Raw genomic sequence first — 23908 nt, 5'->3', positions numbered from 1 at the left:
GTCCACGCCCGAGGGCTCCGGGACGGCCCAGGCCTCGACGCTGCCCGCGCCGTCCACGCCCCAGGCCTCGACGCTGCCCGCGCCGTCCAGGCCCGGGGGCTCCGGGACGGCCGAGGCCTCCACGCTGCCCGCGCCCGCCGGGGCGCGGCCGTCCCGCTCCGATCTGGAGGCGGTCCGGATCGACCCCGACGCGGCCACGCCCGGCAGCACCACCACCGTCCACGCCTTCGTCGGCAACGGGGGCCCGGACACCACCGCCTCCCCGTTCACGGTCGTGGTCACCCTGCCGGAAGGGGTCACCGCCGAGGGCCCGTTCTTCCCGTCCGACTGCCGGGTGGTCGGCAACGGCCGCGTCGTGCGGTGCGTGTTCGGGCCCGGGCTGCGGGAGGGGCGCAGCGCGACCGCCCTGGTCCCGGTCAGGCTCGACCCGGAGCTGCCGGTGGGCACGCTGAGCGGCGGCTCGGTCGAGGTGCGCAGCGCGGACGACCCGAACGCGGGCAACAACCGGCAGCCGTTCGACATCACGGTGGTCCGGACGGCTGCCGGGTCCTGATCCGCGGTCCCGCCGGTGGGTGCTCACTGGTGAACGCCCACCGGCGGTGGGTGCCCGGCGGTGCACGGTCCGCCGGTCCGCCGGTCCGCCGGTCCACCGGCCCTGGTCAGCCCAGCCAGGCGCCGACCTGGCTCGCCGCGTCCGGCGCCCAGGCGAGCTCCAGGTGGTTGAGGCCGCCGAGCAGCCGGGTGCCGCCGACCGTCGCGATGCCGGTGGTGTCCAGGGCGCTCGCGGTGAACACCAGGCCGTCGCTCGGCCCGCGGTTCTCGTTGAGCACCCCCGGGAGGTCGGCCGACCCGCCCGCCAGCAGGTAGGTGCGCACCGAGGCCGGGACACCGGCCTGCCGGAGCGGGGCGATCAGCGAGCCCGCGTCGATCGCCGCCTGGATGCCCTGGCCCGAGGTGTAGAAGCCCTGGCCCCCGTAGTAGGTGGTCCACCAGTCCTGCGCGGTGGAGTCCACTCCGTAGGTGCCGTCCCAGCGGGCGAGCAACTGGCGCTGCCCCGGGTAGCAGTCGTACCCGCCGCTCGGCAGCACACCGAGGCAGGGCTGCGCGGTGTACGTGCCGTAGCAGGTCATGTAGAGGTGCGGGGACGGCGCGTTGGCGCTGCCGCCGCAGGCCGGCCAGGTGGCCAGGTCGAAGTCCCAGCCGTGCGCGTACACGTAGTCGAGCCCGCCGTGCGGGCCGCCGAGGGTGACCAGACGGCGCACGTCGCCCGCGTACGCCCTCCCCCAGGAGGGTTTCACCGAGGACACGTACGCCCGGGCGGCGACCTCGCCCTTGCTCCAGGCCACCACGTCGACCTGGGGCACCCCGAGCCGGTCCCGGATCAGTGCGACGGCGTCGCCCACGGCCTGCGCCTGGAGCAGGTTGTCGCCGTGCTTGTGGGCGAAGCCGATCGCGAAGACCCGGTGGCCGGTGCCGGTCAGGTACTGGGCGAGCCCGGTGGAGGGGCAGCTCGCGGCACCGCAGACGCCGCTCTCCCCCGGGTTCGCCCAGGCCCGGTCGGCGTTGTCGTTGGCGCCGTGGACCAGCAGGACGGGAGTGGCCCGGCTGCCGGTGTCCCAGCCGGCGGCGGAGTAGAGCAGGAAGCGGGCGGAGGAGGGCCGGCCGGTGCCGAAGTAGGTCCGGCGGGCGCCGTCCTGGTCACCGCGGCCGTCGGGCGGGAACTGCTCGGTGCGGAAGCCGGAGGTGGTGTCGAGGTAGCGCTCGACCTTGGCCCAGCCGTTGCCGGGGGTGGGGAAGGTCGCTTCCAGGGTGAGGGGGGCGGTGGCCGTGGCCGTGCCCTGGGTCGTGCCCTGGGTGGTGTCGGCCTGCGCGGTGGCGGGGGCACCGAGGAGGGCGGCGGCCAGGGTCAGCAGCACGGCGGCGAGGGCGGTGGGGACGCGCCTCGTCGGAGCGGGGTGTGTGGGGGTACGTCTCATGGCCGGACGGTAGGACCCGCGCGCGGCGCTTCCCATGTACCGGCGGCACACCCCGCCGGCCGCGCGGTGGCGGACCGTACCGTGGCGAGCGTCTGACGGAGTGCACCCGGTCGGATAAATTGGAGGTCTGACATGTTCCGCCGTGCACAAGAGCGGCGAGCCCGACCGGGTGCTCGCCACGACGTCACGGACCCGACCGAGCAGAAACGAGGACCAGCCCCGCCATGACCGCGCCACTGCCCGCCTTCGCCGGCCGCACCTACCTCTTCCGGGCCGACAACGGCGCGGCCTTCCGCAACACCTACTCGGCCGACGGCACGCGGCTGCGCTGGGAGGGCCTCGGCGAGTCCGCGGGCCAGTGGGAGGACGTACGGCTGCACGTGGCCGAGGTCGCGCCGGAGGTCTACTTCGTCAGCTGGACGGAGCAGAGCGGGATCACCGTCAGCCACGTGATGGACCTCGGCAGGCTGACGGTGCGGGCCTTCTGGACCTTCGAGGGCGAGGGCGGCCGGGTCGGCGAGTTGCACACCGGGACGCTGGAGCGGGTGGCCTGAGCAGGTCGCCTGAGCAGATGACCTGAGCGGCGGGACCGCCGTGCGGGAGCCGTACGACTCCCGAAGACCGTCGAACCCCCGGAGCTGCGGCTCCGGGGGTTCGGTCGGTCCGGGGAGGCCGGTTGCGTTCGGCTGGGCTCGACCGGGTTGGGGCGGCGTCGGTCAGACGGTCAGACGGTCAGACGGTCTGGTTCGGCACCTTGAGGTGCTGGGACAGCCACTCCAGCGAGGAGGGCAGCAGGGCGCTCCAGGTCTCGAAGTTGTGGCCGCCGTTCTCCAGCATGCTGTACGAGACCTTCATCGGGCTCTGCACCGCGTCGACGAAGGCCTCGGTCTGCTGCCGGTAGCTGCCGTCGCCCTTCTTGGTGCCGGCCAGCAGCACGGACACCTTCGGCTGCGGCAGGTTCTTCAGCCGCCACATCAGGTCGGCCTCGTCCCGGCGCTGCTTGCTGCCGCCGAACAGGTCGCCGGTGGTCGGGTCGTCGGCGGCCTCGTAGTAGGCGGACAGGGCGACGGCGGTCGGGAAGACGTCCGGGTGGCGCATGGCGAGCTTGAGCGCGCAGTAGCCGCCGGTCGAGTTGCCCATGAAGGCCCAGGCCTGCGGGTCGGCGGAGACCCGGAAGCTGGCCTGGATCGCCGAGGGCACGTCCTTGGTGAAGTAGGTGTCGGACTGCGGACCGTTCGGGACGTCCTCGCACTCGGTGTCCTGCGGCATCGCGGGCGAGGGGCGCACCAGGACCATGACGGTCGGCTGCATCCGGCCCTCCTGGAGCAGCTTGAGCGCGGCACCCGGGTAGTTGAAGCGGGTGATCAGGTTCTCGGCGATTCCTGGGAATCCGGTGCTGACGACCACGGCCGGGAACTGCTTCCCGGCGTACTCCGGCTGGAAGTACTGCGGGGGCAGGTAGACGTAGCCCTCGGTGGACAGCCGGCTGACCGCGCCGTCGATCCGGATCTTGCGGATCTCGCCGGACTGGCCGGGCTCCCGGCCCATCGCGCCGCCGCCCTTGACCGCGGCCTGGCCCAGCGTCTCCACCATCAGCCGGCCGGAGGCGTCCGCCTTGTTGTGGATCACCACGGGGCCGGTGTCGCCGGTGCCCAGCAGGTCGTCCCAACTGCTGTAGAACGCGAAGTAGTTGTTCGCGACCAGGCCGAGTGCGGCGAGCACCGTGAGCTGGGTGGCGAGCAGCGCGCCGATCCGGCCGAGCACCGCCTGCCAGCTCTTCCTCGCGAGTCTGGGCCACAACCAGACCGTGCCGACCATCATCACGACCGCGATCAGTGCGGTCAGTGCCAGCACCTTGTGGCTCGTCAGACCCATGTCCTGCTTGCTCCCACGCCTCGAACTCCGGTTCCCGCCGCTGGAGACATCCGAGGAGGTCACCCCGGTTCCCCCGCCGGGACGCGAGGACCAACCCTAGCGCCAGCTGGGAGAAGGCTGACCGCGGCTGGGAGGTTACGGGGAGCGGGGAGAACAGATGACAACTTTCAGATAACAGATTTCGAAATCTGTCATCTGAAAGCTGTCACTCGCCATGGGCCGCCACCGTGCAGCAGGCCGCACCCCGCCCGCACCGACCGCAGCCGGCCGGAACCAACCGGGCTCAGCCCACCCGCTTCCAGAGCCCCAGCCCCACCGTGAGCTCGCGCATGCAGCGCCCGCCCAGATCCTGCGGGGAGCCCGGACCGGTGAGGGGCGCGTCGGAGGAGGCCCACTGCTCCAGGGCGACCCGGATCGCCGCGGTCGCGGCGGCGGCCGCCAGCCGGATCTCCAGCGGATCGGTGCCGTCCGGGCAGCGCTCGGCGAGGGCGGTCCGCAGCCGCTCCTCCGAGTCGGCATGCACGCGCTGCCAGGTGGCGCCCAGCTTCGGATCGCGCAGCAGACCCCGGGCCCACCGCATCATCTCGGCCCGCGATTCGTCCGCCGGGGTCAGCGACGCGACCGCCGCACGCTCCAGCGCCTCGCGCAGCGGCAGGCCGGAGGGGCTCGCCACGAACAGCTCCACCCACTCCTGCCCACCCGCCGCGAGCAGCGGGGCGACGGCGTCCTCCTTCACGGAGAAGTACCGGTAGAAGGTGCGCAGCGAGATCCCGGCGGCGAGGGCGATCTCCTCGGCGGTGGTCGCCTCCGCGCCCCGCTCGGCGAAGAGCGCGGCGGCGGTGCGGGCGATTTCCAGCCGGGTCGTCTCACGGCGGCGCTGGGTCAGGGTCGGGCGTCCGGTCACGGGGGCCAGCCTACGCGGGCGGATGCCATTGCGGCACGTCACGCCAGAGAGGCACTGTCAGACTTGTTGGCACACTGTGCCACAAAGACGTACCGTGTCATTCGAGGTCGAGAGACCACGAACGAACGGAGAACCACCATGGAGCGCTTCAGCGGACGGAACGTCCTGATCACCGGCGGCGGCTCGGGCATCGGCCAGGCCACCGTGCACCGGATCCTCGCCGAGGGCGGGAAGGTCGTCGCCGTCGACGTCAACGAGGACGGCCTGAAGAAGACCCTGGACCGCGCCACCGCCGAGGACACCGCAGACCGCCTGACCATCCGGGTACTGGACATCGCGGACGAGCCGGCCGTCGTCGCGGGTGTCGCCGAGGCGATCGCCGGCCTGGGCGGCCTGGACGTGCTGGTCAACGCGGCCGGCATCCTCCGCTCCTCGCACACCCACGAGACCAGCCTGGAGTTCTGGAACAAGCTCCTCGCGGTGAACCTGACCGGCACCTTCCTGATGACCCGCGAGGCGCTCCCCGCGCTGCTCGCCGGCGGCCGGGGCGTGGTGGTCAACTTCAGCTCCACCTCCGCGAGTTTCGCCCACCCCTACATGGCCGCGTACGCCGCGACCAAGGGCGGCATCCAGTCCTTCACCCACGCCATCGCCTCGGAGTACTCGAAGCAGGGCCTGCGCGCGGTCTGCGTCGCGCCGGGCAGCATCGACAGCGGCATGACCAACGACCCTGGTCTCCCCGCCGACGCCGACTTCGGCCTGCTGGCCAAGCTCTCCCCCGCCCTCGGCCAGGGCTTCGCCGGCCCGGAGACGGTGGCCGGCGTGATCGCCATGCTCGCCTCCGACGACGGCGCCTTCGTCACCGGCACCGAGCTCCGCATCGACGGCGGCACCCACATGTGACCCGTCGGTCCGGTGGAGGGCGGGGCGTGTGCCATCCCCCGTACGGCACACGCCCCGCCCTGGTGCGTTCCCGGCCCGCCCCCTCCTCCAGGCTCTCCGGAGCCGGGCGGCGCGGCGGTGACCGTGGCCGTCACCGCCACCGCCATCACCTCCGCCGTCACCGCAGGGGCTTCGCCAGGAGGAGTTCGCGGGTGACCCCGCCGGCGAGCAGCTCAGCGGGCTCTGCGGGCTCACCCGGCTCAGTGAGCGGGGCGAATCCGTGGCGGCGGTACAGGGCGAGCGCTGCCGCGTTGCCGGGGAGCACGGCGAGGCGCAGCGTGGTGCCGCCGGTGGCCAGGGCCCAGCGTTCGACCTCCTCGATGAGGCGGTCCGCGACGCCCCGGCCGCGCGCCCGCGGAGCGACCCAGAGCGAGCGCAACTCCCGTACGCCGTCCGGCGATCCGGGGAGGCCGCCGACCAGGCCGACCGGATCCTCGTCCAGGAGGGCGGCGATCCGGTGGGCGCCCGGGAGACGGAGCCGGTCGCGCCAGCGGGCCTCGCCGCCGTGCCGCCAGTCCGTGAGGCCGGCCTTGAAGGCGTCCGGTGCGTCGGTCAGGGCGGCGAGGCGGAGGTCGCGCCAGAGCGGCCAGTCGACGGTCGTGAGCGGGCGGAGCGTCAGCGTCACCATGTCAGGCACCGTAGAGGGCGCGCCCGGTGGCCGTCAGCCCGTCCCCGCGCCCGTGACTCCTTCACCCCTTGTTCCGGCAGCCCGAAGGCGTCGCGTGTCCGGAGAGGTTTCCGGAGGGGTGCCCGGCGAGGTGTCCGGGACCGCGGAGCCCTACGGTGAGCGCCAGTCGGCGGCGAAGGCGGCGGCCGGGTTGGTGGTGAGGAGCAGCTCGGGCAGTTCGGGGCCGAAGGCACGGGCGAGGCGCGGGGCGAGGTCGGTGAGCAGCCGGACAGGGCCGCCGGCCGCGCGGGCGGTACGGGTGGTGGTGTCGGCGCCGAGCAGCAGTCGGCCGGCGTGACCGGCCTCGACCAGGTCCGCGATCACCTCGAATGCCTGGTGGTCGGCGGGGTGGCCGGCCCGGGAGGGGCTGTCCAGGGCGAGGTGGACGCCCTCGGCGGCCAGGGCGCGGTGCAGTGCCCGGTCGGGGAGCCGGGTGAGGTGGCCGAGGATGATCCGGTCGGGCCGGACGCCGTGCCGGTCCAGCAGCCGGTTCAGCACCCGGCGCGGGGCGCCGTCGGCTTCGAGGTGAACGGCGATCGGGGCTCCGGTGGCGTGATGGGCCTCGGCGGCGGCGGCCGTCGTCCACCGGGTGTGCCGGGTGGTGGTCCCCGCATCGTCCGCGATCTTGATCAGCCCGGCCCTCACCCCCTCCGGGGCGCCGGACAGGGCGGTGGTGAGCTCGGCGACGAAACGTTCCGCGAGGCCGGCGTACGGACCAGGGCGCTCGGCCGCACTGACGCCGGGTTCAGCGGGTTCGGGGAAGCAGCCCGGCGCGTAGTGGACCGCCTGGTGCGCGCCGGTGGCGGCGACGACGTGCACGCCGGTCGCCCGGGACAGTGCGGCGAGGAAGTCCGCGCCGCGGCCCAGACCGGACGGGGTCCACTGGACGAGGGTGCGGCCACCTGCGGCGGCGTAGGCGCGCAGGACCTCCCCGGCGGCGGCCGGGTCGTCCAGTTCCTGACCGGGGAGCAGCGGGCTGCGGATGAAGAGGTGGTCGTGGGAGTCGGTGACGCCGAGCCCGGTGGGGTCCAGGTCGCCGAGCACGGTGCGGACGGTACGGCTCATGCCCCGGCCTCGGCTGCCTCGGTGGCCTCTGCTGTCTTGGTGGACTCAGCTGCCTCGGTGGACTCAGCGGCCTCGGTCACCTCGGCGAAGGTCGCGGTGGCGACCCGCAGGCCTGCCAGTGCCTTGGGAAGGCCCACGTACGGGGCGAGGTGGACCATCACCTCGGTGATCTCCGCCTCCGTCAGGCCGATCCGCCGGCTGTAGCGGACGTGGTCGGCGAGCTGCGGCTCGACACCGCCGAGGGCCGTGAGGGCGGCCAGGTTGGCGACCTGGCGGTCGCGCAGGGCGAGGCCGGGACGCTGGTAGGTGCCGCCGAAGAGGCTGGTGACGATCCAGTCGGGGAAGCCGGGGGCGAGGGCGTCCAGGCCGCCGAGGGTGGCAGCGGCGCCCGGACCCGCGAGGTCGGCGAGCAGGGCGTGCCCGGCCTCGCGGTCGAGCGGGGCCTGGGCGAGGCCGGTGCCGGTACGGGCGGGGGTCGCGGCGCGAGCGGGTGCGGGGGACATCGGGACGGTGGGTCCTTTCACCAGTGGCGGCCGGCCGGCAGCCGGTCGAGTTCGGGGCTGGACAGGTGCAGCACCTGGTAGCGGACGCCGGGCGCGTCCTCAGGCGCCGGGCCGTGCCAGAGGGCGAAGCGGAGCAGTTCCCAGCGGCTCGGGTCGACGGCCACGGCGGCGGTGTGCAGGGCCGGGTGCGCGGGCAGTTCGGCGAGCGCCCGCTCGACGGCCTCGGCCGGGTCGGCGGATTCCGGAAGCCGTACGGTCTCGCGGGTGGCGGAGGTCGGCGGCCCGGCCGCCCCGCGTTCCGCTGCCGACACACCGTGGGCCAGGCCCGCGCCGAGCCAGTGCCGGACGGCCGGGCGCCCGAAGTCGGCGCTCAGGCCGCGGAAGCCCGGGCCCCAGAGGAAGCCGTTCATGCCCTCGGCGGTGCGCCAGAGGTAGAACGGCGCGTACTGGTTCACGGGCGAGCCCTGCCGGCCGCGCTCGCGGACCAGGTAGGCCTTGAGGCCGAGGCCGGGGAACGCGTCGAGCAGGTGACCCTTCTCGGCGACGCGCCTGCGGATGACGTCCATGTCGTAGTCGGCGGGGAGGGTGATCTCGTACTGCATCGCGTGCACGGCGGGGTTCCTCGGCTTCCTCGGGTTCGTTCGGTGAGTTCCTCGGGACCGGCGGGACCTTCAGGACCGGCGGAATCAGCGGGATCAGCGGGACCGGCGGGATCAGCGGGGCAGGCGGCGCGGGTCAGGCCGTACGGTGTGCGGCCAGCAGGCCGAGGGCGCCGCGGACGGCCCGGTCGAAGGGCTCGGCGCTGTCCGCCGCGCGGGCCAGGACGTAGCCGCCCTGGACGACGGCGACCACGGCCGCGGCGGTGTCCGCCGGGTCGAGACCGGGGTCGAACTCGCCGCCCGCCCGGCCTTCGGCGACCAGTTCGGCGATCCGGCCGCGGAGCCAGTCGAAGGTCTCCTCGACGGGCGCGCGCAGGTGCGGGTCGGCGACCACGTCCGGGTCCTGGGCCATCCGGCCGATCCGGCAGCCGCGCAGGACGTCGCGGTCGCGGCGCAGGTACGCGGCGATCCGGTCGTAGGCCGTGCCGGGGGCGGCGAGGTCGGCCTCGGCGACGCCCCGCATCTGCTCGGCGCTGCGGCGCAGGGCGGCGGCGGCGAGGTCGGGCTTGCCGGTGAAGTGGTGGTACATGCTGCCCTGGCCGACCCCGGAGCGCTGCTGGATGGCCTTGGGGCTGGTGCCGACGTAGCCGCGCTCCCAGAGGAGGGCCTGGGTGCTCTCGATGAGGCGGTCCTGGGTGCTCATGCGGATCACTGTACATACCAGTAGGTACAGAAGGCCAGTCCAGGACCCGTCGGCCGCGCCCGATCCGCCGGAAGCCGCCTGGGCCTCCCTGTGGATTGCTCGCCGGCGGAACGATCGAGGGCCGTGCGCCGCCCCCCGGCGGCCACGGCCCCTCGACCGTTCGTCATCCCCCGCACCGCCGAACGGCATTCCGGCGCGACCGGTGGCGCGCGTCACGTCACGGACGGTGCCCGGCGTCACGCCGCGTAGGGGGTCGCACGGCGCACTGCGCGGGCGGGCGGCGGACCGGGGCGGCTACGGCAGCGCGCGACGGACCGCCGGGGCCACCTCGCTCGCGAACAGCTCCAGCTGTTCGCGCTGCGCCCCCTCGGTGAGCGCGTCCACCCCGATGCCGACCACCTCGTTGCCGAAGGCCTCGTGGTACCGGTGGATCTTGTCGATCACCTGCTGCGGACTGCCGACCAGCGCCGACCCGCGCTCCAGCGCGTCCTCCAGCGACGCGAACGGCGAGTTGTTGTGCCGGCCGGACGCCGATTCGAACAGTGCGTTCCAGTACGGGCGGAAGCCCTCGACGGCGTCCTGCGAGCGCTTGGCGACGTACAGTCCGCCGAAGCTCGCACCCACCCGGGCCCGCTTCGGGTCGTGGCCGTAGTGCTCCCAGCGCTCGCGGTAGTGCTCGACCAGCGCCTGGTACTTCTCCAGCGGGTGGAAGGAGTTGGCGGAGAAGAGCGGGTCGCCGTGGCGGGCGGCGAGGTCGGTGGACCGCGTGCTGGTCGCGCTGCCGTGCCACACCGGGATCGGATCCTGGAGCGGGCGCGGCGAGACGGTGGCGTCCCGGAGCGGCGGGCGGGTCGAACCCTCCCAGGTCACCTTCTCCTCGCGCCAGAGCCTGCGCAGCAGCTCGTAGTTCTCGGCGAGCGCCTCCCACTGGCGCTCCTCGGGCAGGCCGAACAGCCCGAAGTGGCGCGGGTCGTTGCCCTTGCCGACGATCAACTCAAGCCGACCGCCGGAGAGTTGGTCGAGCATCGCGTAGTCCTCGGCGACCCGGACCGGGTCCAGGATGCTGAGCACCGTCACCGTGGTGAACAGCCGGATGGTGGAGGTGCGGGCGGCGATGGCGCTCAGCAGCACGGGCGGGGCCGGCGAGAGGAACGGCTCGCCGTGCCGCTCCCCCACGCCGTAGCCGTCGTAGCCGAGCTGCTCGGCGAGGACCGCCTGGTCGATGACGTTGTGCAGCTTCTGCTGCGGGGTGTACCGGACGCCGGTGACCGGGTCCGGGGCGTTGACGACGAGGGACGAGACGGTGAACCGCACGGCGGTCTCCTTGGCGCTCGGGACGGGCTCGGGCTGAGGACGGGCTGGGGACGGACCGGGGACGGACCGGGGACGGACCCGGGCTGGGCCGGGATGGAAGCCCGGGGGCCGGTGAGCCGCGGGGAGCGCAGGCGGATGGTGCGGGATCTCGGCGCCGCGCCCTCGCGGGCAGCACCGGCGGATTCGCCGACGGGTCGGGCGAGCGGGGCCGGACGGGCCTGGGGGTGCCCGGCGGGGCCGGGTCGGCGTGGAGCCGGACGGCGGACCGGGCAGGCAGACAGGCAGGTGGCAGGTCGCTCGGGCGGTGTCAGCGCTCGGTGCTGCGGTGGCGGCGACAACAGCGGCGGGCTCCTGCGGCGGCGGTCACGGTCCGGACAGCCATCACGTCTCCCCCTCGCCTCGCGCGCACACGATCCTCCGTGAGCATAGGCACCGGCCGGGAGCGGGGCAAGGCATGATCCGACCCGGGTGGCTGGCAGGATGTCCGGCATGAGCTACCTCGCCGCGGACGACCGCTATGACTCGATGACCTACCGGAAGGCCGGCCGCAGCGGCGTCCGGCTGCCCGCCGTCTCGCTCGGGCTCTGGCACAACTTCGGTGACGCCCAGCCGCTGGAGGTGCAGCGGGCGGTGCTGCGCCGGGCCTTCGACCGGGGAGTCACCCACTTCGACCTCGCGAATAACTACGGCCCGCCGTACGGCAGCGCCGAGCGCAACTTCGGCTACCTGTTCGCCCAGGACTTCCGGCCGTACCGGGACGAGCTGTTCATCGCCACCAAGGCCGGCTGGGACATGTGGCCCGGCCCGTACGGCGACGGCGGCAGCCGCAAGTACCTGCTGGCCAGCCTCGACCAGTCGCTGGACCGGATGGGGCTGGACTACGTCGACGTCTTCTACTCGCACCGGTACGACCCGGAGACCCCGATCGAGGAGACGATGGGGGCGCTGGACAGCGCGGTGCGCTCGGGCAAGGCGCTGTACGCCGCCATCTCCAACTACCCGGCGGAGCAGCACCGGGAGGCCGTGGCGATCCTGCGTGAGCTGGGGACGCCGGTGCTGATGAACCAGTCGGCGTACTCGATCCTCAACCGGTACGTGGAGGACGGCGGCGTGCTGGAGGCGGTGGGCGACACCCAGACCAGTCTGATCGCCTACTCTCCGCTGGCCCAAGGACTGCTGACCGACCGCTACCTGACCGGAGAGGTGCCGGTGGGCTCGCGGATGTCGGTCGGGAAGTTCCTCACCGAGGAGGCGCTCACCGGGCCGAAGCTGGAGCAGCTGCGGGCGCTGAACAAGGTCGCCGAGGGCCGCGGGCAGACGCTGGCGCAGCTGGCGCTGTGCTGGGTGCTGCGGGACCCGCGGGTGGTCTCGGTGATCATCGGCGCGAGCAGCGTCGCCCAGCTGGACCAGAACCTCGACGCGCTGGCGGGCGGCCCGCTGACGGCGGCGGAGCTGGCGGAGATCGACCGGCTGAGCCACTGAGCGGGGCTGGGCTAGGCAGACGGGGCCGGAGGCTCCGGCGGACGGATGACCGCTGACGACCGACAGATGACAGCTGACAGATTTCGAAATCTGTCAGCTGTCATCTGTTACCTGTTTTCTGTCGGCTGAAAGCTGTCAGCCGTTGCCCCTCCGCCCGCCGACCCGTCAGGGCCGCTTGATGCCCAGGGCAGGCAGAACCGTTTCTGCAACCCGGTGAGCTTCTTCCAGCAGCGGGTTGCCCGAGAGGATGAAGGTGTCGACGCCCAGCGCCTCGAACTCCTGCAACCGCTCGATCACCTGGGCCGTCGAGCCGACCACCGCCGTTCCGGGGCCTGGACGGAACAGGCTCATCCCCGGCCAGAGGTTGGGGTAGGCCTCCAGCTCCCGGGCCCGCGCAGGCACCTTGCCGCCGTGCTGACGGAACTGCCGCTGCCAGCCGACCCCGTCCTCCCCCTTCGCCTCACCCAGCTGACGCGCGTAGGTGGCCTCGCTGGTGACATCCAGCAGCCGGTCGGCGGCGGCCCAGGCCTCGTCCTCGGTGTCGCGGACGATCAGGTGCAGCCGCAGCCCGATCCGCAGGGTCCGGCCGTGGGCGGCGGCCCGCTCGCGGACCAGGTCCAGCTTCTGCTTGAGCAGGTGCGGCGGCTCGCCCCAGGTCAGGTAGACGTCCACGTGCTCGGCCGCCATCTCGATGCCGGCCGCCGAGCTGCCGCCGAACCAGAGCGGGATGCCGCCCGGCTGCACCGGGGGCAGCTCGCGCAGGCTCCCACCGGCGTTCTTCAGGTCGTAGAACTCGCCCTTGTGGTCGAAGACTTCACCCGCCGTGAGGCGCTTGACGATCGACCAGTACTCGCCGCTGAGCCGGTAGCGGTCGTCGTGCTCGACGTCCAGGCCGTACTCACGCAGCTGCGCGGTCGAACCGTTCACCACGTTGAAGCGCAGCCGGCCGCCGTGCAGGTGGTCGAAGCTGAGCGCCATCTTGGCCAGCAGCGTGGGCGAGACGAGCCCCGGGTGGACGGCCAGCAGCGGCTTGAAGGCCGGAGTGGTGCCGGCCGCGAGCGCGCTACCGAGGGCCCAGACGTCGTACCGGTCCGTCGCGAGCAGGGCGCCGGTGAATCCCAGCCTCTCGACGCTGCCCGCCAGTTGCTGGAGGTAGCGGAGGTCCACCGGGCGACGCCCGGCCGGCTCCCAGGGATAGTGGCCCTCGCGCGGGATGATGTACCAGAGGACTTCGGAGGCCACGGTCAGACCGCCTTGGCGAGGGCGGCGGCCACCGGGGCCTCCAGGGCCGGGAGGTGGGCGTCGGCGACGGTCAGCGCGCGGTCGATGAAGCCCACGCCGTGGAAGATGTCCGCGGCCTCCTGCTGCTCGGCGATGAACCCAGCGGTGGCGGGCTCCAGTTGCCAGGGCAGGGCGGCCAAAGCGGACTCCCAGTCGACGGCCGCGCCGCCCAGCTCCTCGGCGGCGATCGCGGCGGCCTCCGCCGGGTTGGCGGCCGCCCAGGCGTCCGCCCGGCGCAGCGCGGTGGCGATCGCCGCGACCACCTCGGGGCGCCCGGTCGCGAAGTCCCGGCGGGTGAAGAACACCGAGCGGTCGGTGATGACGTCACCGGTACGGATCAGCTCGCGGAACTCCCCGCCGCGGCGGGCGGCGGCGAGTTCGGCGCCCTGGGCGATCCAGCCGGCGATCTCGCCGTCGCGCAGCCGCCCGGCCTGGTCCTCGCCCGCCGCCGGGCGCGCCGGGGTGACGTCGCCACCGTACGAGAGTCCCTGGGCGTGCAGGGCCTTGGCGAGCAGGTGGGTCTGCCAGGAGCCGACGGCGAGGACGACGGTGCCGCCCTTGAGGTCCGCAACCGTCCGGACCGGACCGGCGGCGGACACCAGCAGGGCGCCGTGGTCCGGGCGGGGCGCGGAGACCGCCGCGTAGACCAGGTCGTGGCCGGCCGCCTGGGCGGTGATCGGCGGGGTGGAACCGGTGCCGCCGAAGTCGATGACGCCCTCGGCGAGCAGCGTGCCGGTGCGGGTGCCGTCGGTGTAGTGGTGGAAGGCGCCGCTCTCGCCGAGCGGGGCCAGCTCCTCGTCCAGGTACGGGAGCCGGGCGAGGTAGTAGAGCGAGGGGTTGCTGGCGTGGACGCCGAGGGTGACGGTCATCTGGTCAACTCCGGTGGTGCGGTCGCGGTTTGTCGGAAGTCAGGAGAAAACAGGGGATTCAGGAGGTTCAGGGGCTCACGGACCGGGCGTCAGTGGACGCCGAGGTCGGCGAGCAGTCGGCGCCGCAGGTCGGCGAAGGCGGGATCGGCCGGGTCCCGCGGGTGCTCGACGGCGACGGTCTCGTCCCGGGCGAGCAGGCCGTCACGCAGCACCACGACCCGGTCGGCGAGCCGGACAGCCTCGTCCACGTCGTGGGTGACCAGCAGCACCGCCGGACGGTGGCGGCGCACCAGGTCACCGACGAGGTCCTGCATGCGCAGCCGGGTGAGTGCGTCCAGGGCGGCGAACGGTTCGTCGAGCAGCAGGAGTTGAGGCTCCCGGACGAGCGCCCTGGCGAGCGCGACGCGCTGCGCCTCACCGCCCGAGAGGGTGGCCGGCCAGGCCTGCGCGTGACGGTCCAGGCCGACCTCGGCGAGCGCCTTCAACCCGGTCTCCCGGGTCGCGGCGCCGCGCGGCAGGCCGACGGTGACGTTGGCCAGCACCCGCTTGGACGGCACCAGCCGGGGCTCCTGGAACACCACGGTACGGACCGGCGGGACGAGCACGGTGCCCTCGTCGGCCCGGTCGAGTGCGCCGAGGATGCGCAGCAGCGTGGTCTTGCCGGTGCCGCTGGCGCCCAGCAGGGCGACGAACTCGCCGCGGGCGATGGAGAGGTCGACGCCGTCGAGCACGGCCCGGGTGCCGAACACCCGGCGCAGACCGCGCAGGTGGACGGCGGGCACCGCCTCCGCGGACGCCGAGGAGGAGGAAGAGGAGGAGGAAGAGGAGGAGCGAACGGAGGCAGCGGAGGAGAGCGTGGCGGCGGTGGAGACGTCGGCGGTCATCGGGCCGCTCCCTGGACGGCCTGGCGCCACGGCATCAGCACGCGCTCCAGGAGCCGGACGATGCCGTCCGCCGCGAGACCGAGCAGACCGTAGATCAGGATGCAGACGGCGAGCACGTCGGTGCGTGAGTAGTTCTGCGCCTGGGCCATCAAGTACCCGATCCCTTCGGTGGAGTTGATCTCCTCGGCGGCGATCAGGGCGATCACGCTGAGCGTCATCGACAGCCGCAGCCCGGACAGCAGCGAGGGCAGCGCGCCGGGCAGCACGACCGTGCGCACGATCGCCCAGCGGCCGAGGCCGAAGCTGCGCATCGCCTCGACCAGCTTGCGGTCGGTGCTGCGGACTCCACCGGAGGCGGAGACGTACATCGGGAAGCTGGTGGCGACCCCGATCAGGGCGACCTTGGCGGTCTCGGTGATGCCGAACCACACCATGAACAGCGGGACCAGGGCCAGGAACGGGACGGTGCGCAGGATCTGGATCGCCGAGTCGAGCAACTCCTCGCCGAGGCGGGTGAATCCGGTGATGACGCCGAGCACCAGTCCGGTGGTCGCGCCGAAGAACAGGCCGAGCCCGGCACGGGTGAGGGAGACGGACAGGGCGTCGGTCAGCTGGCCGTTCCCCCACAACTCCCCCACGGCCTGGGCGACCTGGGTGGGCGAGGCGAGGACGTCCTGGGTGAGCGCTCCGGTGGCGGAGGCGAGGGCCCAGCCGCCGAGCAGAGCGAGCGGACCGATGGTGCGCAGGGTCACGGCGATCGCCCGGGGGCGGGGCCGGTGCCGCCTGCTCTGCGGGGCGACCAGGCCGGCGTCGAGCGCGGCCCGGGTGTCGTCGGGCGTGGACTTCACGGCTGCGGTGGTCACTTGGCGCCGTCCGCGAGCTTGTCGATGTCGATCAGGTACGGCTTGACGTCCACCAGCTGCTTGGTGACCTTCTGGTCGGCGAAGAACTGGGCGACCGTCCCGAAGCGGGCGGTGTCGGCGTCGGAGATCGCGTCGGCCGGGGTGCCCTGCTTGCTGACGTTCACCGCGATGTCCTTCTCGGCGGGGGTGACGGCGGTCGGGCCGGCGTCGGTGAAGACGTTGAGGTAGGCGGCCGGGTCGGCCTTCTCCTTCTCGCCGTTCTCGCGCAGGTAGGCGTAGAAGGCCTTGACCACCTCGGGGTGCTTGTCGGCGAAGCCGTTGCGCACGGCCCAGACGGCGTAGTTGTCGGATCCCACTTCCTGACCGTTGACCAGGAAGTGCGCGCCCGCGTTGGCGATGGCGGGAGTCGAGAAGGTGTTCCAGGTCGCCCAGGCGTCCACCTGCCCGGAGTTGAAGACGCCGGAGGTCTGGTCGGCGCGCAGGTAGACCCGCTCCACCTTGTCGGCCGGGACGCCGTTCTTCGCCAGTGCCTTCAGCAGCAGGTACTCGCTGGTGCCGCCCTGGGAGACGGCGACCTTCCTGCCGACCAGGTCCTGGACGGTCCTGATGGGCGAGTCGTTCTTCACCAGGATCCCCTCGCCGACGCCGTCGGGCGCGGTCCGGGCGAACAGCTTGAAGCCGGGCTTCTGGGCCAGCGCGGCGACGGCCGAGGTGATCGAGCCCTGGGCGACGTCCAGCTGGTCGGCGGAGAGGGCCTGGGCGGCGGGGGCGAAGGGGCCCGCACTGCCGGTCCAGGCGACCTTGGTGTGGACGGCGGCCAGGGCCCGGTCCAGCGATCCGTCCTTCTTGCCGCGGGCGAGGAAGCCGTTGTTGCCGGGGTCGGGCAGGCGGAGCACCACGTCGGCCTTGCCGTCGGCCCCGCCACCGGCGGAGGCCTTGGCCCCGTCGGCGGACGAGCCGCAGGCGGCCAGAGCGGTGGAGGCGAGCAGCGCGGTGGCGGCGAGGACGAGGCGGGGGGTCTTCACGGGGTCTCCAAGTGAGTGACAGATGACAGCCGACAGATGACAGCTGACAACTTTCAAAATCTGTCGTCTGAAATCTGTTGTCCGAAGGCGGTCATCGGAAGTCTGTGATCCGAACGGCGTCGAAGCCGGCATGCGCTCGCCGGGCCCGCAGCAGCTCACGGGCCGCGCGGAGCGGCTCCGGGTCGGCCCACGCCCGGACGTCCACCGGCGAGGCCAGGAACCCCTGCTCGCCAAGGAATCGTTCCTGCAACGCCAGCAGCTCCAGCCGCTCCGTCGACAGGTCCAGATGCAGGGTGCGGTGACTGCCCGGCGCGTAGGCCCCGGCGACGCCCTCGGCTCCGGCGCCGGTCTCGGCCCGCAGGATCCGGACCACCTCCTCCGGGCGTTCCGCCGCCCAGTCCGCCGCCTCCAGCAGCACGGCGAGGAAGCGGACGACCAGCTCGGGCTGCTCGTCCAGCAACCGCTGGTGAACGGTGACCGGCCGGGGCGTCCCGTTGTTGACCCGGGTCCGGCGGTCCGGCGCCGCGTCCAGCTCGACGGCCACCTCCGCGCCGATCCGGCGGGCCGCCTCGACGGCGAGCGCCCCCTTCACGTACACCGCGTCCACCCGGCCGTCCCGCAGCGCGGCCAGCTCGGCGGACCACTGGCCGCCGCCCGGGACACCGGGGACGTCCACCGGCTCGGCGTCCGCCAGGGTGAGGCCCGCGAGTCCGAGGGCGCCGCGGAAGCCGGCCAGCGCCATCGCCCGCCAGAAGTCGATGCCGATGTCATGATGCGGGATCGCCAGCCGCAGCCCGCGCAGCTGCCCCGGCTCGGTGACACCACTGCCGGCCCGGACCAGCACCACCTGGCGCTCCTCGATCCAGGTGAGCCCGATCAGCCGGGTCTCCTCGCCGCGCGAACGGGCCCACAGGGCCGGGACGTTGCCGCCCTCCCGGAACAGGCCGGTCAGCGCGTGGGTGTAGTGGTGGTCCGCGGCCACCTCGGGCGGAGCGTCCTGGAGCGAGCGGACCGCGATGCCGTCGCCGGCGAACTCGCGGGCTAGCCATCCCTGGTCGGCGGCGATCCCGGTCGCGGTGGGCACCGGGCAGCGGGTGAACCAGAGGGTGTCGGGAAGCGTGGAATCGTCTCGGGTGCGACTGGACAACGGAGTTGGTCCTCTTCAGGGGCTCCGGCGACGGCCGGAGGCGGCTTGGGAACGATGACCGCACGATGACCATCAGGCCTGGCGCACAAGGGAGTTGTACGCAACGATGCGGGGAGTGGACAGGCGGCGCGGGAGGCGTCGGTCAGCGACGACACGTACAGGAGGGGAGACACCGGTGGGACGTCACGGTGCTTCTCCTTCCGTAGAGTCGTGGCATGCGCCGCCTGGGCCGACTGGCCGTCCGGCGCGATGTCAGGAGCGTTCCACGGCAGGCGAGCCGAAGGCAAGCCATTGCCACATGGTGGGATCAGTTGTTCATCAATGCCATTCCATTGCAACGTCGTCGACACATTCCCGCAGCACCGGCTGCCCTACGCTGAGACCGCCCCCGGCCGCCCGGCGGGAGTTCCGAACCGAAACGCGAGGTGCCATGGCCGAGGCCGCCACCGCCGTCCAGAGTCCGCCGGCCGGTGCGCAGGCCGTCCAGCGCGCGCTCGGGCTGCTGCACTGCTTCCACGACAACGGCCCCGACCTGAGCGCCTCGGACCTGGCCCGCCGGATGGGCCTGTCGGTCTCCACCACGCACCGGCTGGCCCGCACGCTGGTCAGCGCCGGATTCCTGGAGCAGAACGAGCGGACCGCGCGCTACCGGCTCGGCCCGGCCGTCGCCGAACTCGGCCAACTCACCTTCCACCAGCGCGGACTGCACCTCGCCGGACCGGAGCTGGAGCTGCTCTCCCGGCGCACGAAGGCGACCGCCGACCTGGCGATCCGCAGCGGTGGGCACGCGGTGATCCTGGTCGGCGGCTCGGTCCGGCCGGACACGGGGCTGGGCCTGCGCCGCCCGCTGCACTCCACGGCTCTCGGCAAGGTCCTGCTGGCCTGGCCCCGCCCGGGCGAGACGACACTGCCCGCGCTCGGCCAACTGCCGTCCTTCACCGACCGCACCATCACCGAACCCGCGCTCCTGAAGGAGGAGTTGGAGAGGGTCAGGGCGGTCGGCTACGCGCTCAACGACGGCGAGTCGGCCGCCGGGGTGCGCACGGTGGCCGTGCCCGTCCTGGATGGTGCCGGGCAGGCCAGGTTCGCCCTGGCGGCCCGCTCGACGCCGGCACACCTCACCGACGACCGACTGGACTGGTTCCTCGGCCACGCCCGCACCTGCGCCGACGCCCTCGCCGTCCTCCTGCTGCCGCCGGAGCAACGCATCTGACGATTCGTCAAGAACAAGGAAAGAAGCAGCGGCCCGCCCGCCCGGGGAGGGAACGGGCGGTCCGCTGCTTCGTCCGACCGGCGACGGCCTGCCGTCAGACCGTGGCCGGGGTGTACTTGTAGCCGACCCGGCGGACCGTCACGATGGTGTCCCGGTAGGCCGGTCCGAGCTTGCGGCGCAGCCTGGCGACGTGCACGTCGACCGTCCGCCCGTCCCCGACGTGGCCGTAGCCCCAGACCGCGGAGACCAGGTGGTCCCGGGTGTGCACCCGCTGCGGGTGCTCGGTGAGGTGGGCCAGCAGCTCGAACTCCAGATAGGTGAGGTCGAGCAGCCGCCCGTCGACGTAGGCGTTGCGCCGCTCGGTGTCGACGGCGATGCCCCGCCCGGCCGGGCGGACCGGACGGACGCCCGCCACCGCCTGGGCGCCGGGCCCGCCGGACGCGGGGTACCCGCCGGGGACCACGGGGGCCCCGGCCGCGACGCCGATCTGAAGCCCCGGCAGGCCCGGGCCCCCCGCCGCCTGACCCTCGGCCGGCACCAGCACCAGGTACCCGACCATCGGACTGCCGTTCACGCCGCCGAACTGCGTGCCGTACTGGGCGAGCAGACCCTGCGGCAGCACGCCCTGCGGCAGGGTCGCGACGACGGCCGCGCCCTCGGGCAGCGCGGCGAGCAGCGCCTGGGGCACCTGCGGGCCGACGGAGCCCGGCTGCGGGGCGGGCAGCACCGGACGGGAAGGACCGGCATGAGGCGAACCGGCCTGGGCCGGACCGATCTGGGCGAGGCCGGCCTGGGCGAGGCCGTTCTGGGGTGGCCGGGCCGCCGCCCCCGGCCATCGGTCGGACACCGACACCGGAGCGACGGACGGTCCCGCGGCCCCGGGTGCGCCGGGACCGACCGGCGCGGTGGAGGGGACGACGGAGACCGGCGGAACAGCCGAGACCGGCGGGACGGAGCGGACCGCGCGCAGGTGCGGGGTCGCGGTGGGCAGGGGCAGGGTGGCCGTGGAAGAAGAAGACATGGTGTGCCGCTCATTTCGCGCGTGACGGACGGGGTGGAGTCGTCTGCGCGTCGACCGGGCGTACTGCCTGGGCTGGACCGGACCGAACCGGATCAGCGGGCGGAGAGCCGGGACGCGCTGGGCGAGCCGGGACACGTCTGATCGAACAGGTGCGGCTGCCGGGACGGCCAGAACGGCTCAAGGTCGAAGCGACCCTGCCGGCTGTCCACGGCGCGGTTCCCGCACCGGTTCCACCGCCCGGTCAGTCCGCCCGCGCGCATCGCGGTGGCCGCACCGGTGGTTCGGGTACGGCCTGCGATGCCGGGAACGGTGCTGGGGCAGACGATGTTCACTGGTGATCTCTCCGCTGGGCGGGTCCGGTTGGTCGGCCGCGGGCACGCCGGACGGGCGGTCCGCTACGGCCTGGTCGACGGGTGTCGGCGGTGCGTCGGGCGGCGGGCCGGGTGGGCCGAAGCTGCCGGGGGACGTACCGGGAAGGGCAGGCCGGTCAGCGACAACACGCGCTACAGACCAGCGCGTGGTCGATGTAGCGGCGGATGGTGAGCCCCGGACCGGCGGCACCGGGGACGGTGGAACCGGGCACGAGGGAGCCGGACACGGCGGTGGTGATGCGTCGTCGGCCGACGGTCATCCTGCTGCCCTCCCCCTTCGTTCTCCCCGCGGCGGCGCGCCGCTGCGGGCACCCGCCGGCGATGCCTCGCCGGTTCACCGAAGGCCGTCCGCCGGTCGGCAACGCCCTTGTGAACGGGGCGTTTCCGGCGCTCCCGACGGCATGGCCGGGCGGCCTTCGTCCACAGAGCCTTCCACGGCCGGGCCGGTCTAGGCAACCTTCCGAGCAACGAGCGTCCGGGATGCGGACGGCCGAATGAGACGACGGGCGGAACGGGCAGGTCGGCACGGCCTCGAAGCCCCGCCCCCGGACGGCGACCGGTCCTCATCCGTCGGCCCGCCCGCGGCCGGCGCGCCCAGCCCTCAGGCTCCGAGCGGGGCGCGGTGCCGGCGGGCGGCGGCGTGCTCGACCAGCGCGACGAGCAGGTCCTTGCCGTCCTGCCGCAGCCGCGCGTCACACAGCAGCACCGGGATGTCCGGGTCGAGGTCGAGCGCGTCACGCACCTCGTCCGGTGTGAACCGCTCGCTGCCCTCGAAGCAGTTCACCGCCACCACGAACGGGATGCCGCGCTGCTCGAAGAAGTCGACCGAGGGGAAGCAGTCGGCCAGCCGCCGGGTGTCCGCGAGCACCAGGGCGCCGAGCGCGCCACGGGCCAGCTCGTCCCAGACGAACCAGAACCGGTCCTGCCCCGGGGTGCCGAACAGGTAGAGCGCGAGGCCCGGCCGAAGGTCGATCCGGCCGAAGTCCATCGCGACGGTGGTCGTGCGCTTGGTCTCCACGCCCGAGGTGTCGTCCACCGGACGGCCCAGCTCGCTGAGCTCCTCCTCGGTGCGCAGCGGCCGGATCTCACTGACCGAGCCGACCAGGGTGGTCTTGCCCGCTCCGAAGCCGCCCGCGACCAGGATCTTCACCGCGACGGCCGGACCGCCGCGCCAGCGCGGGTCGTCGGCGTTCGGCCGGTGCGGCCCGGCGCCACCGGGGCGGGGCGCGGCACTGTCGAGGCGGGGCCCGGTGTCGTCGCGACGGGTCTCGGTCCCGTCCGGACGGAGCTGGGGGTCAGAGCGCACGGAGTCCATTGATCACGTCTCGCAGCAGGCGCTCGTCCGGCAGCTCGGCGAGCGGAACGGGTCGGGTGACGCTGATCAGGTCGGCGTCGTAGAGGTCACCGAGCAGCACCCGCACCACGCTGACCGGCAGGTCGGTGTACGAGCCGAGTTCGGCGACGGACAGCGGCTCGCGGCGGCACAGGGTGAGCAGCGTCTGGTGCTCCGGGTCGAGGACGTGCGCGGGCACGGCCCCCGCGTCCGGCCCGGGTTCGACGGCGGTGACCAGCGAGATCAGGTCGAACAGCCCCTCCTCGACCGGCCGGGTGCGGCCGCGGGTCATCGAGTAGAGCCGGACCACCGGGCCCGCCTCGTCGTCGAACCAGCGGTCGTCGACCGGGGTGCGCGGTCGGAACAAGTCGACCTCGGGATCGTCCGGGGCCGTCTGCCCGTCCTGCGCCGACGCCCCGGGACCGTCCGGGAACCCGGCGGACCCGGCGGGCCCACCGGCCCCGGACACCGCCTGGGCACCGGACGCCCCGCCGACACCGGACGGCCCGGCCGTGCCCAGCGGCACGGCCGGGCCCACCGGCACCTGGGGACCGTCCGGCGGCTCCGGGCCGGCCGGCACATCCGCCTTCGGATCCGCCATCGGACCGCTCATCTCACCGGCGGGGCGGTTTCGGTGCGCGGCTCGGCGGCCATGTGCTCGCCGACCCGCTTGACCAGCAGCGCCATCTCGTAGGCGATCTGGCCGATGTCCGCCTCGGCCTCGCTCAGCACGGCCAGGCAGCTGCCGTCGCCGGCGGCCGTGATGAACAGGAACGCCTCGTCCAGCTCCACCATGGTCTGCCGGACGCCACCGACCTTGAAGTGCCCGCCGGCGCCCTTCGCCAGGCTGTGGAACCCGGCGGCGACGGCGGCCAGGTGCTCGGCGTCCTCGCGGTCGAGGTCACGGGAGGCGCCGGTGGCCAGGCCGTCGTTGGAGAGGATCACCGCGTGCCGCAGGGCGGCGATGCGCCCCACCAGGTCGTCCAGGAGCCAGTTGAGGTCCCCTGACGACTGCATCGACGTGGTCATGAATCAGTTCCTTCCGCTGGAGCGGGTGGTGCGGGTGGTGCATGTGGTGCTGGTGGTTCGGGTACGACGGGTGGCACGGGTGGCACGGGCGCGCCGGTGTCCTGGCTCCGGCGCACCGGCTGCCCGGGTGGCAGCCGACGGACGAGCGGCGCCCGGCCGGTGTCCTGCGGCGCCGGCAGCGCCGCCGGGGCGGGTGCCGGGCTGATCGCCCGCCGGGACCGGTCGGGCGGCTGCCAGGCCGGTACGGCCGAGGGCCGTCCGTTCCCCCGTCCGGCACGATCGTCCGATGCGCCGGGACGATCCGTCAACGGAGCACCGGAGCGGTCCGCGGGGGCGCCCGTACGGTCCACGGGGGCCGTGCCACCGCGCCCCCGGGTGAAGCCGCGCTGGAACGAGGCGAAGGTGGCCCGGGCCTCCTCCGGCGAGCGTTCCCGGACGTCCCTGCTCTCCCCGCCGTCGTGGGTGCCCCGATCGTCCCGGACGGGTCCGGCCGGCTCTCCCCCGGCTCCGCCTCCGGTGCGGAACCGTTCCTTCAGTTGTTCCGTGAGCTGCTCCCTGAGCTGCGGAGCGAGGTTCGCCTGCCGCACCCGACGGGGCAGCCCGCCCGCCGTCCTGGGCGCGGTGTCCACGGGCGGAACCACGGCCGAGTCGCTCCGCGCGGCGGCCCCCGACACCTCCGACGCCCCGGAAACACCCGAAACACCGGAAACACCGGCGGCCGCGACCGCCGCCTCGGCGGCGGCCACCGCGACGTCCTCCCGCCGGTGCCGCCCCGTCCCCGGCGCGTCCTCGGCGTCCGCCACGGGCGCGGGGACCAGCACCGGCCCGCCCTTCACCCGCGA

Annotated in this window: 24 protein-coding genes and 2 pseudogenes; 6 read left to right on the top strand and 20 right to left on the bottom strand. The window is 73.7% G+C overall.

Translation table 11 applies throughout. The annotated features are described in order from the left end of the window. Nucleotides 1-553 (top strand): annotated as a pseudogene (locus BU198_RS19720) (hypothetical protein); the annotation flags it as partial. 106 nt (nt 554-659) lie between these two features. On the opposite strand, the gene BU198_RS19715 reads toward BU198_RS19720, so the two are convergent. Further along, nucleotides 660-1976 carry an esterase/lipase family protein gene (locus BU198_RS19715; RefSeq protein WP_188298186.1) on the bottom strand — a complete coding sequence of 439 codons (1317 nt, stop codon included), beginning with the start codon at nt 1974-1976 and terminating at the stop codon, nt 660-662. A gap of 224 nt (nt 1977-2200) precedes the next feature. Between BU198_RS19715 and BU198_RS19710 the strand changes: the two genes are divergently transcribed. Next, nucleotides 2201-2530, top strand: coding sequence for a MoaF-related domain-containing protein (locus tag BU198_RS19710; protein WP_188298185.1), 330 nt, complete (start codon nt 2201-2203; stop codon nt 2528-2530). A gap of 178 nt (nt 2531-2708) precedes the next feature. Here BU198_RS19710 and BU198_RS19705 read toward each other — a convergent pair whose 3' ends face one another. After that, nucleotides 2709-3851, bottom strand: a complete 1143-nt coding sequence (locus BU198_RS19705) for an alpha/beta hydrolase (RefSeq protein ID WP_188298184.1) — start codon at nt 3849-3851, stop codon at nt 2709-2711. 283 nt (nt 3852-4134) lie between these two features. Then, entirely contained in the window at nt 4135-4755 is a 621-nt protein-coding gene (locus tag BU198_RS19700; RefSeq protein WP_188298183.1) for a TetR family transcriptional regulator, read from the bottom strand. A gap of 138 nt (nt 4756-4893) precedes the next feature. Between BU198_RS19700 and BU198_RS19695 the strand changes: the two genes are divergently transcribed. Next, complete coding sequence (locus tag BU198_RS19695) at nt 4894-5658, top strand: SDR family NAD(P)-dependent oxidoreductase (protein ID WP_188298182.1); 765 nt, start codon at nt 4894-4896, stop codon at nt 5656-5658. Nucleotides 5659-5815: 157 nt separating this feature from the next. Here BU198_RS19695 and BU198_RS19690 read toward each other — a convergent pair whose 3' ends face one another. The 6 genes from BU198_RS19690 to BU198_RS19665 form a co-directional block, all read right to left on the bottom strand. Beyond that, nucleotides 5816-6325: a GNAT family N-acetyltransferase gene (locus BU198_RS19690; RefSeq protein WP_188298181.1), complete on the bottom strand. Its 510-nt coding sequence runs from the start codon at nt 6323-6325 to the stop codon at nt 5816-5818. Nucleotides 6326-6475: 150 nt separating this feature from the next. Continuing rightward, on the bottom strand, nt 6476-7429 hold the full coding sequence (locus BU198_RS19685) for a phosphotriesterase (protein WP_188298180.1): 954 nt from the start codon (nt 7427-7429) through the stop codon (nt 6476-6478). Beyond that, nucleotides 7426-7932: a carboxymuconolactone decarboxylase family protein gene (locus BU198_RS19680; protein ID WP_188298179.1), complete on the bottom strand. Its 507-nt coding sequence runs from the start codon at nt 7930-7932 to the stop codon at nt 7426-7428. Before BU198_RS19680 ends, BU198_RS19685 begins: the two co-directional genes overlap by 4 nt. A 17-nt stretch (nt 7933-7949) precedes the next feature. Beyond that, complete coding sequence (locus BU198_RS19675) at nt 7950-8543, bottom strand: DUF4865 family protein (RefSeq protein ID WP_188298178.1); 594 nt, start codon at nt 8541-8543, stop codon at nt 7950-7952. A gap of 124 nt (nt 8544-8667) precedes the next feature. After that, nucleotides 8668-9234 (bottom strand): TetR/AcrR family transcriptional regulator, encoded by a 567-nt coding sequence (locus BU198_RS19670; RefSeq protein WP_188298177.1) that lies wholly within the window; start codon nt 9232-9234, stop codon nt 8668-8670. Nucleotides 9235-9528: 294 nt separating this feature from the next. Beyond that, nucleotides 9529-10548, bottom strand: coding sequence for an LLM class flavin-dependent oxidoreductase (locus tag BU198_RS19665; protein WP_188298176.1), 1020 nt, complete (start codon nt 10546-10548; stop codon nt 9529-9531). Between the two features lie 489 nt (nt 10549-11037). On the opposite strand from BU198_RS19665, the gene BU198_RS19660 reads away from it, so the two are divergent. Continuing rightward, a complete protein-coding gene (locus BU198_RS19660) occupies nt 11038-12030 on the top strand; it encodes an aldo/keto reductase (RefSeq protein WP_188298175.1) in 993 nt (330 codons plus the stop codon). Nucleotides 12031-12195: 165 nt separating this feature from the next. On the opposite strand, the gene BU198_RS19655 is transcribed toward BU198_RS19660, so the two are convergent. The 6 genes from BU198_RS19655 to BU198_RS19630 all read right to left on the bottom strand — a co-directional run bounded on the left by BU198_RS19655 (nt 12196) and on the right by BU198_RS19630 (nt 18099). Further along, nucleotides 12196-13272, bottom strand: coding sequence for an LLM class flavin-dependent oxidoreductase (locus tag BU198_RS19655; protein ID WP_188298174.1), 1077 nt, complete (start codon nt 13270-13272; stop codon nt 12196-12198). Between the two features lie 2 nt (nt 13273-13274). Further along, the gene (locus tag BU198_RS19650) at nt 13275-14180 is read right to left on the bottom strand and encodes an ABC transporter substrate-binding protein (protein WP_188298173.1); all 906 of its coding nucleotides are present in this window, start codon (nt 14178-14180) and stop codon (nt 13275-13277) included. Nucleotides 14181-14269: 89 nt separating this feature from the next. After that, nucleotides 14270-15064 carry an ABC transporter ATP-binding protein gene (locus BU198_RS19645; protein ID WP_188298172.1) on the bottom strand — a complete coding sequence of 265 codons (795 nt, stop codon included), beginning with the start codon at nt 15062-15064 and terminating at the stop codon, nt 14270-14272. Then, entirely contained in the window at nt 15061-15927 is an 867-nt protein-coding gene (locus tag BU198_RS19640; RefSeq protein WP_317620207.1) for an ABC transporter permease, read from the bottom strand. The genes BU198_RS19645 and BU198_RS19640 overlap by 4 nt, the downstream gene beginning before the upstream one ends. Beyond that, the gene (locus BU198_RS19635; protein WP_317620206.1) at nt 15924-16952 is read right to left on the bottom strand and encodes an NrtA/SsuA/CpmA family ABC transporter substrate-binding protein; all 1029 of its coding nucleotides are present in this window, start codon (nt 16950-16952) and stop codon (nt 15924-15926) included. The genes BU198_RS19640 and BU198_RS19635 overlap by 4 nt, the downstream gene beginning before the upstream one ends. Nucleotides 16953-17043: 91 nt before the next feature. After that, nucleotides 17044-18099 carry an ABC transporter substrate-binding protein gene (locus BU198_RS19630; protein WP_188298170.1) on the bottom strand — a complete coding sequence of 352 codons (1056 nt, stop codon included), beginning with the start codon at nt 18097-18099 and terminating at the stop codon, nt 17044-17046. 430 nt (nt 18100-18529) lie between these two features. On the opposite strand from BU198_RS19630, the gene BU198_RS19625 reads away from it, so the two are divergent. After that, the gene (locus tag BU198_RS19625) at nt 18530-19312 is read left to right on the top strand and encodes an IclR family transcriptional regulator (RefSeq protein ID WP_188298169.1); all 783 of its coding nucleotides are present in this window, start codon (nt 18530-18532) and stop codon (nt 19310-19312) included. Between the two features lie 94 nt (nt 19313-19406). On the opposite strand, the gene BU198_RS42305 is transcribed toward BU198_RS19625, so the two are convergent. From BU198_RS42305 to BU198_RS19600, 5 genes are all read right to left on the bottom strand, one after another. Beyond that, nucleotides 19407-20087, bottom strand: coding sequence for a winged helix-turn-helix domain-containing protein (locus BU198_RS42305; protein WP_411293212.1), 681 nt, complete (start codon nt 20085-20087; stop codon nt 19407-19409). A 733-nt stretch (nt 20088-20820) separates the two neighbouring features. Then, nucleotides 20821-20964 carry a hypothetical protein gene (locus BU198_RS19615; protein ID WP_188298167.1) on the bottom strand — a complete coding sequence of 48 codons (144 nt, stop codon included), beginning with the start codon at nt 20962-20964 and terminating at the stop codon, nt 20821-20823. A 341-nt stretch (nt 20965-21305) separates the two neighbouring features. Further along, nucleotides 21306-21854 (bottom strand): GTP-binding protein, encoded by a 549-nt coding sequence (locus tag BU198_RS19610; protein WP_317620209.1) that lies wholly within the window; start codon nt 21852-21854, stop codon nt 21306-21308. Nucleotides 21855-21999: 145 nt separating this feature from the next. Beyond that, nucleotides 22000-22638, bottom strand: a complete 639-nt coding sequence (locus BU198_RS44270) for a DUF742 domain-containing protein (RefSeq protein WP_188298165.1) — start codon at nt 22636-22638, stop codon at nt 22000-22002. Between the two features lie 8 nt (nt 22639-22646). Then, nucleotides 22647-23066, bottom strand: a complete 420-nt coding sequence (locus BU198_RS19600; RefSeq protein ID WP_188298164.1) for a roadblock/LC7 domain-containing protein — start codon at nt 23064-23066, stop codon at nt 22647-22649. A gap of 543 nt (nt 23067-23609) precedes the next feature. Between BU198_RS19600 and BU198_RS42295 the strand changes: the two are divergent. Next, nucleotides 23610-23908, top strand: a pseudogene (locus BU198_RS42295) (hypothetical protein); the annotation flags it as partial.

Origin of the sequence: Streptomyces sp. CBMA156, assembly GCF_014596515.1 — a bacterium.
Classification (GTDB): domain Bacteria; phylum Actinomycetota; class Actinomycetes; order Streptomycetales; family Streptomycetaceae; genus Kitasatospora.
The sequence above is the reverse complement of the archived record's forward strand: the minus strand, read 5'-3'. Positions and strand labels throughout refer to the sequence as shown.

What these genes read in the sequence shown, in the direction of transcription:
- BU198_RS19660 (WP_188298175.1), top strand. Translation starts at nt 11,038, where the DNA reads ATGAGCTACCTCGCCGCGGACGACCGCTATGACTCGATGACCTACCGG.
- BU198_RS44270 (WP_188298165.1), bottom strand. Translation starts at nt 22,638, where the DNA reads ATGGCGGATCCGAAGGCGGATGTGCCGGCCGGCCCGGAGCCGCCGGAC.
- BU198_RS19690 (WP_188298181.1), bottom strand. Translation starts at nt 6,325, where the DNA reads ATGGTGACGCTGACGCTCCGCCCGCTCACGACCGTCGACTGGCCGCTC.
- BU198_RS19685 (WP_188298180.1), bottom strand. Translation starts at nt 7,429, where the DNA reads ATGAGCCGTACCGTCCGCACCGTGCTCGGCGACCTGGACCCCACCGGG.
- BU198_RS19650 (WP_188298173.1), bottom strand. Translation starts at nt 14,180, where the DNA reads ATGACCGTCACCCTCGGCGTCCACGCCAGCAACCCCTCGCTCTACTAC.
- BU198_RS19600 (WP_188298164.1), bottom strand. Translation starts at nt 23,066, where the DNA reads ATGACCACGTCGATGCAGTCGTCAGGGGACCTCAACTGGCTCCTGGAC.
- BU198_RS19715 (WP_188298186.1), bottom strand. Translation starts at nt 1,976, where the DNA reads ATGAGACGTACCCCCACACACCCCGCTCCGACGAGGCGCGTCCCCACC.
- BU198_RS19670 (WP_188298177.1), bottom strand. Translation starts at nt 9,234, where the DNA reads ATGAGCACCCAGGACCGCCTCATCGAGAGCACCCAGGCCCTCCTCTGG.
- BU198_RS19680 (WP_188298179.1), bottom strand. Translation starts at nt 7,932, where the DNA reads ATGTCCCCCGCACCCGCTCGCGCCGCGACCCCCGCCCGTACCGGCACC.
- BU198_RS19695 (WP_188298182.1), top strand. Translation starts at nt 4,894, where the DNA reads ATGGAGCGCTTCAGCGGACGGAACGTCCTGATCACCGGCGGCGGCTCG.
- BU198_RS19645 (WP_188298172.1), bottom strand. Translation starts at nt 15,064, where the DNA reads ATGACCGCCGACGTCTCCACCGCCGCCACGCTCTCCTCCGCTGCCTCC.
- BU198_RS19615 (WP_188298167.1), bottom strand. Translation starts at nt 20,964, where the DNA reads ATGACCGTCGGCCGACGACGCATCACCACCGCCGTGTCCGGCTCCCTC.
- BU198_RS19710 (WP_188298185.1), top strand. Translation starts at nt 2,201, where the DNA reads ATGACCGCGCCACTGCCCGCCTTCGCCGGCCGCACCTACCTCTTCCGG.
- BU198_RS19705 (WP_188298184.1), bottom strand. Translation starts at nt 3,851, where the DNA reads ATGGGTCTGACGAGCCACAAGGTGCTGGCACTGACCGCACTGATCGCG.
- BU198_RS19625 (WP_188298169.1), top strand. Translation starts at nt 18,530, where the DNA reads ATGGCCGAGGCCGCCACCGCCGTCCAGAGTCCGCCGGCCGGTGCGCAG.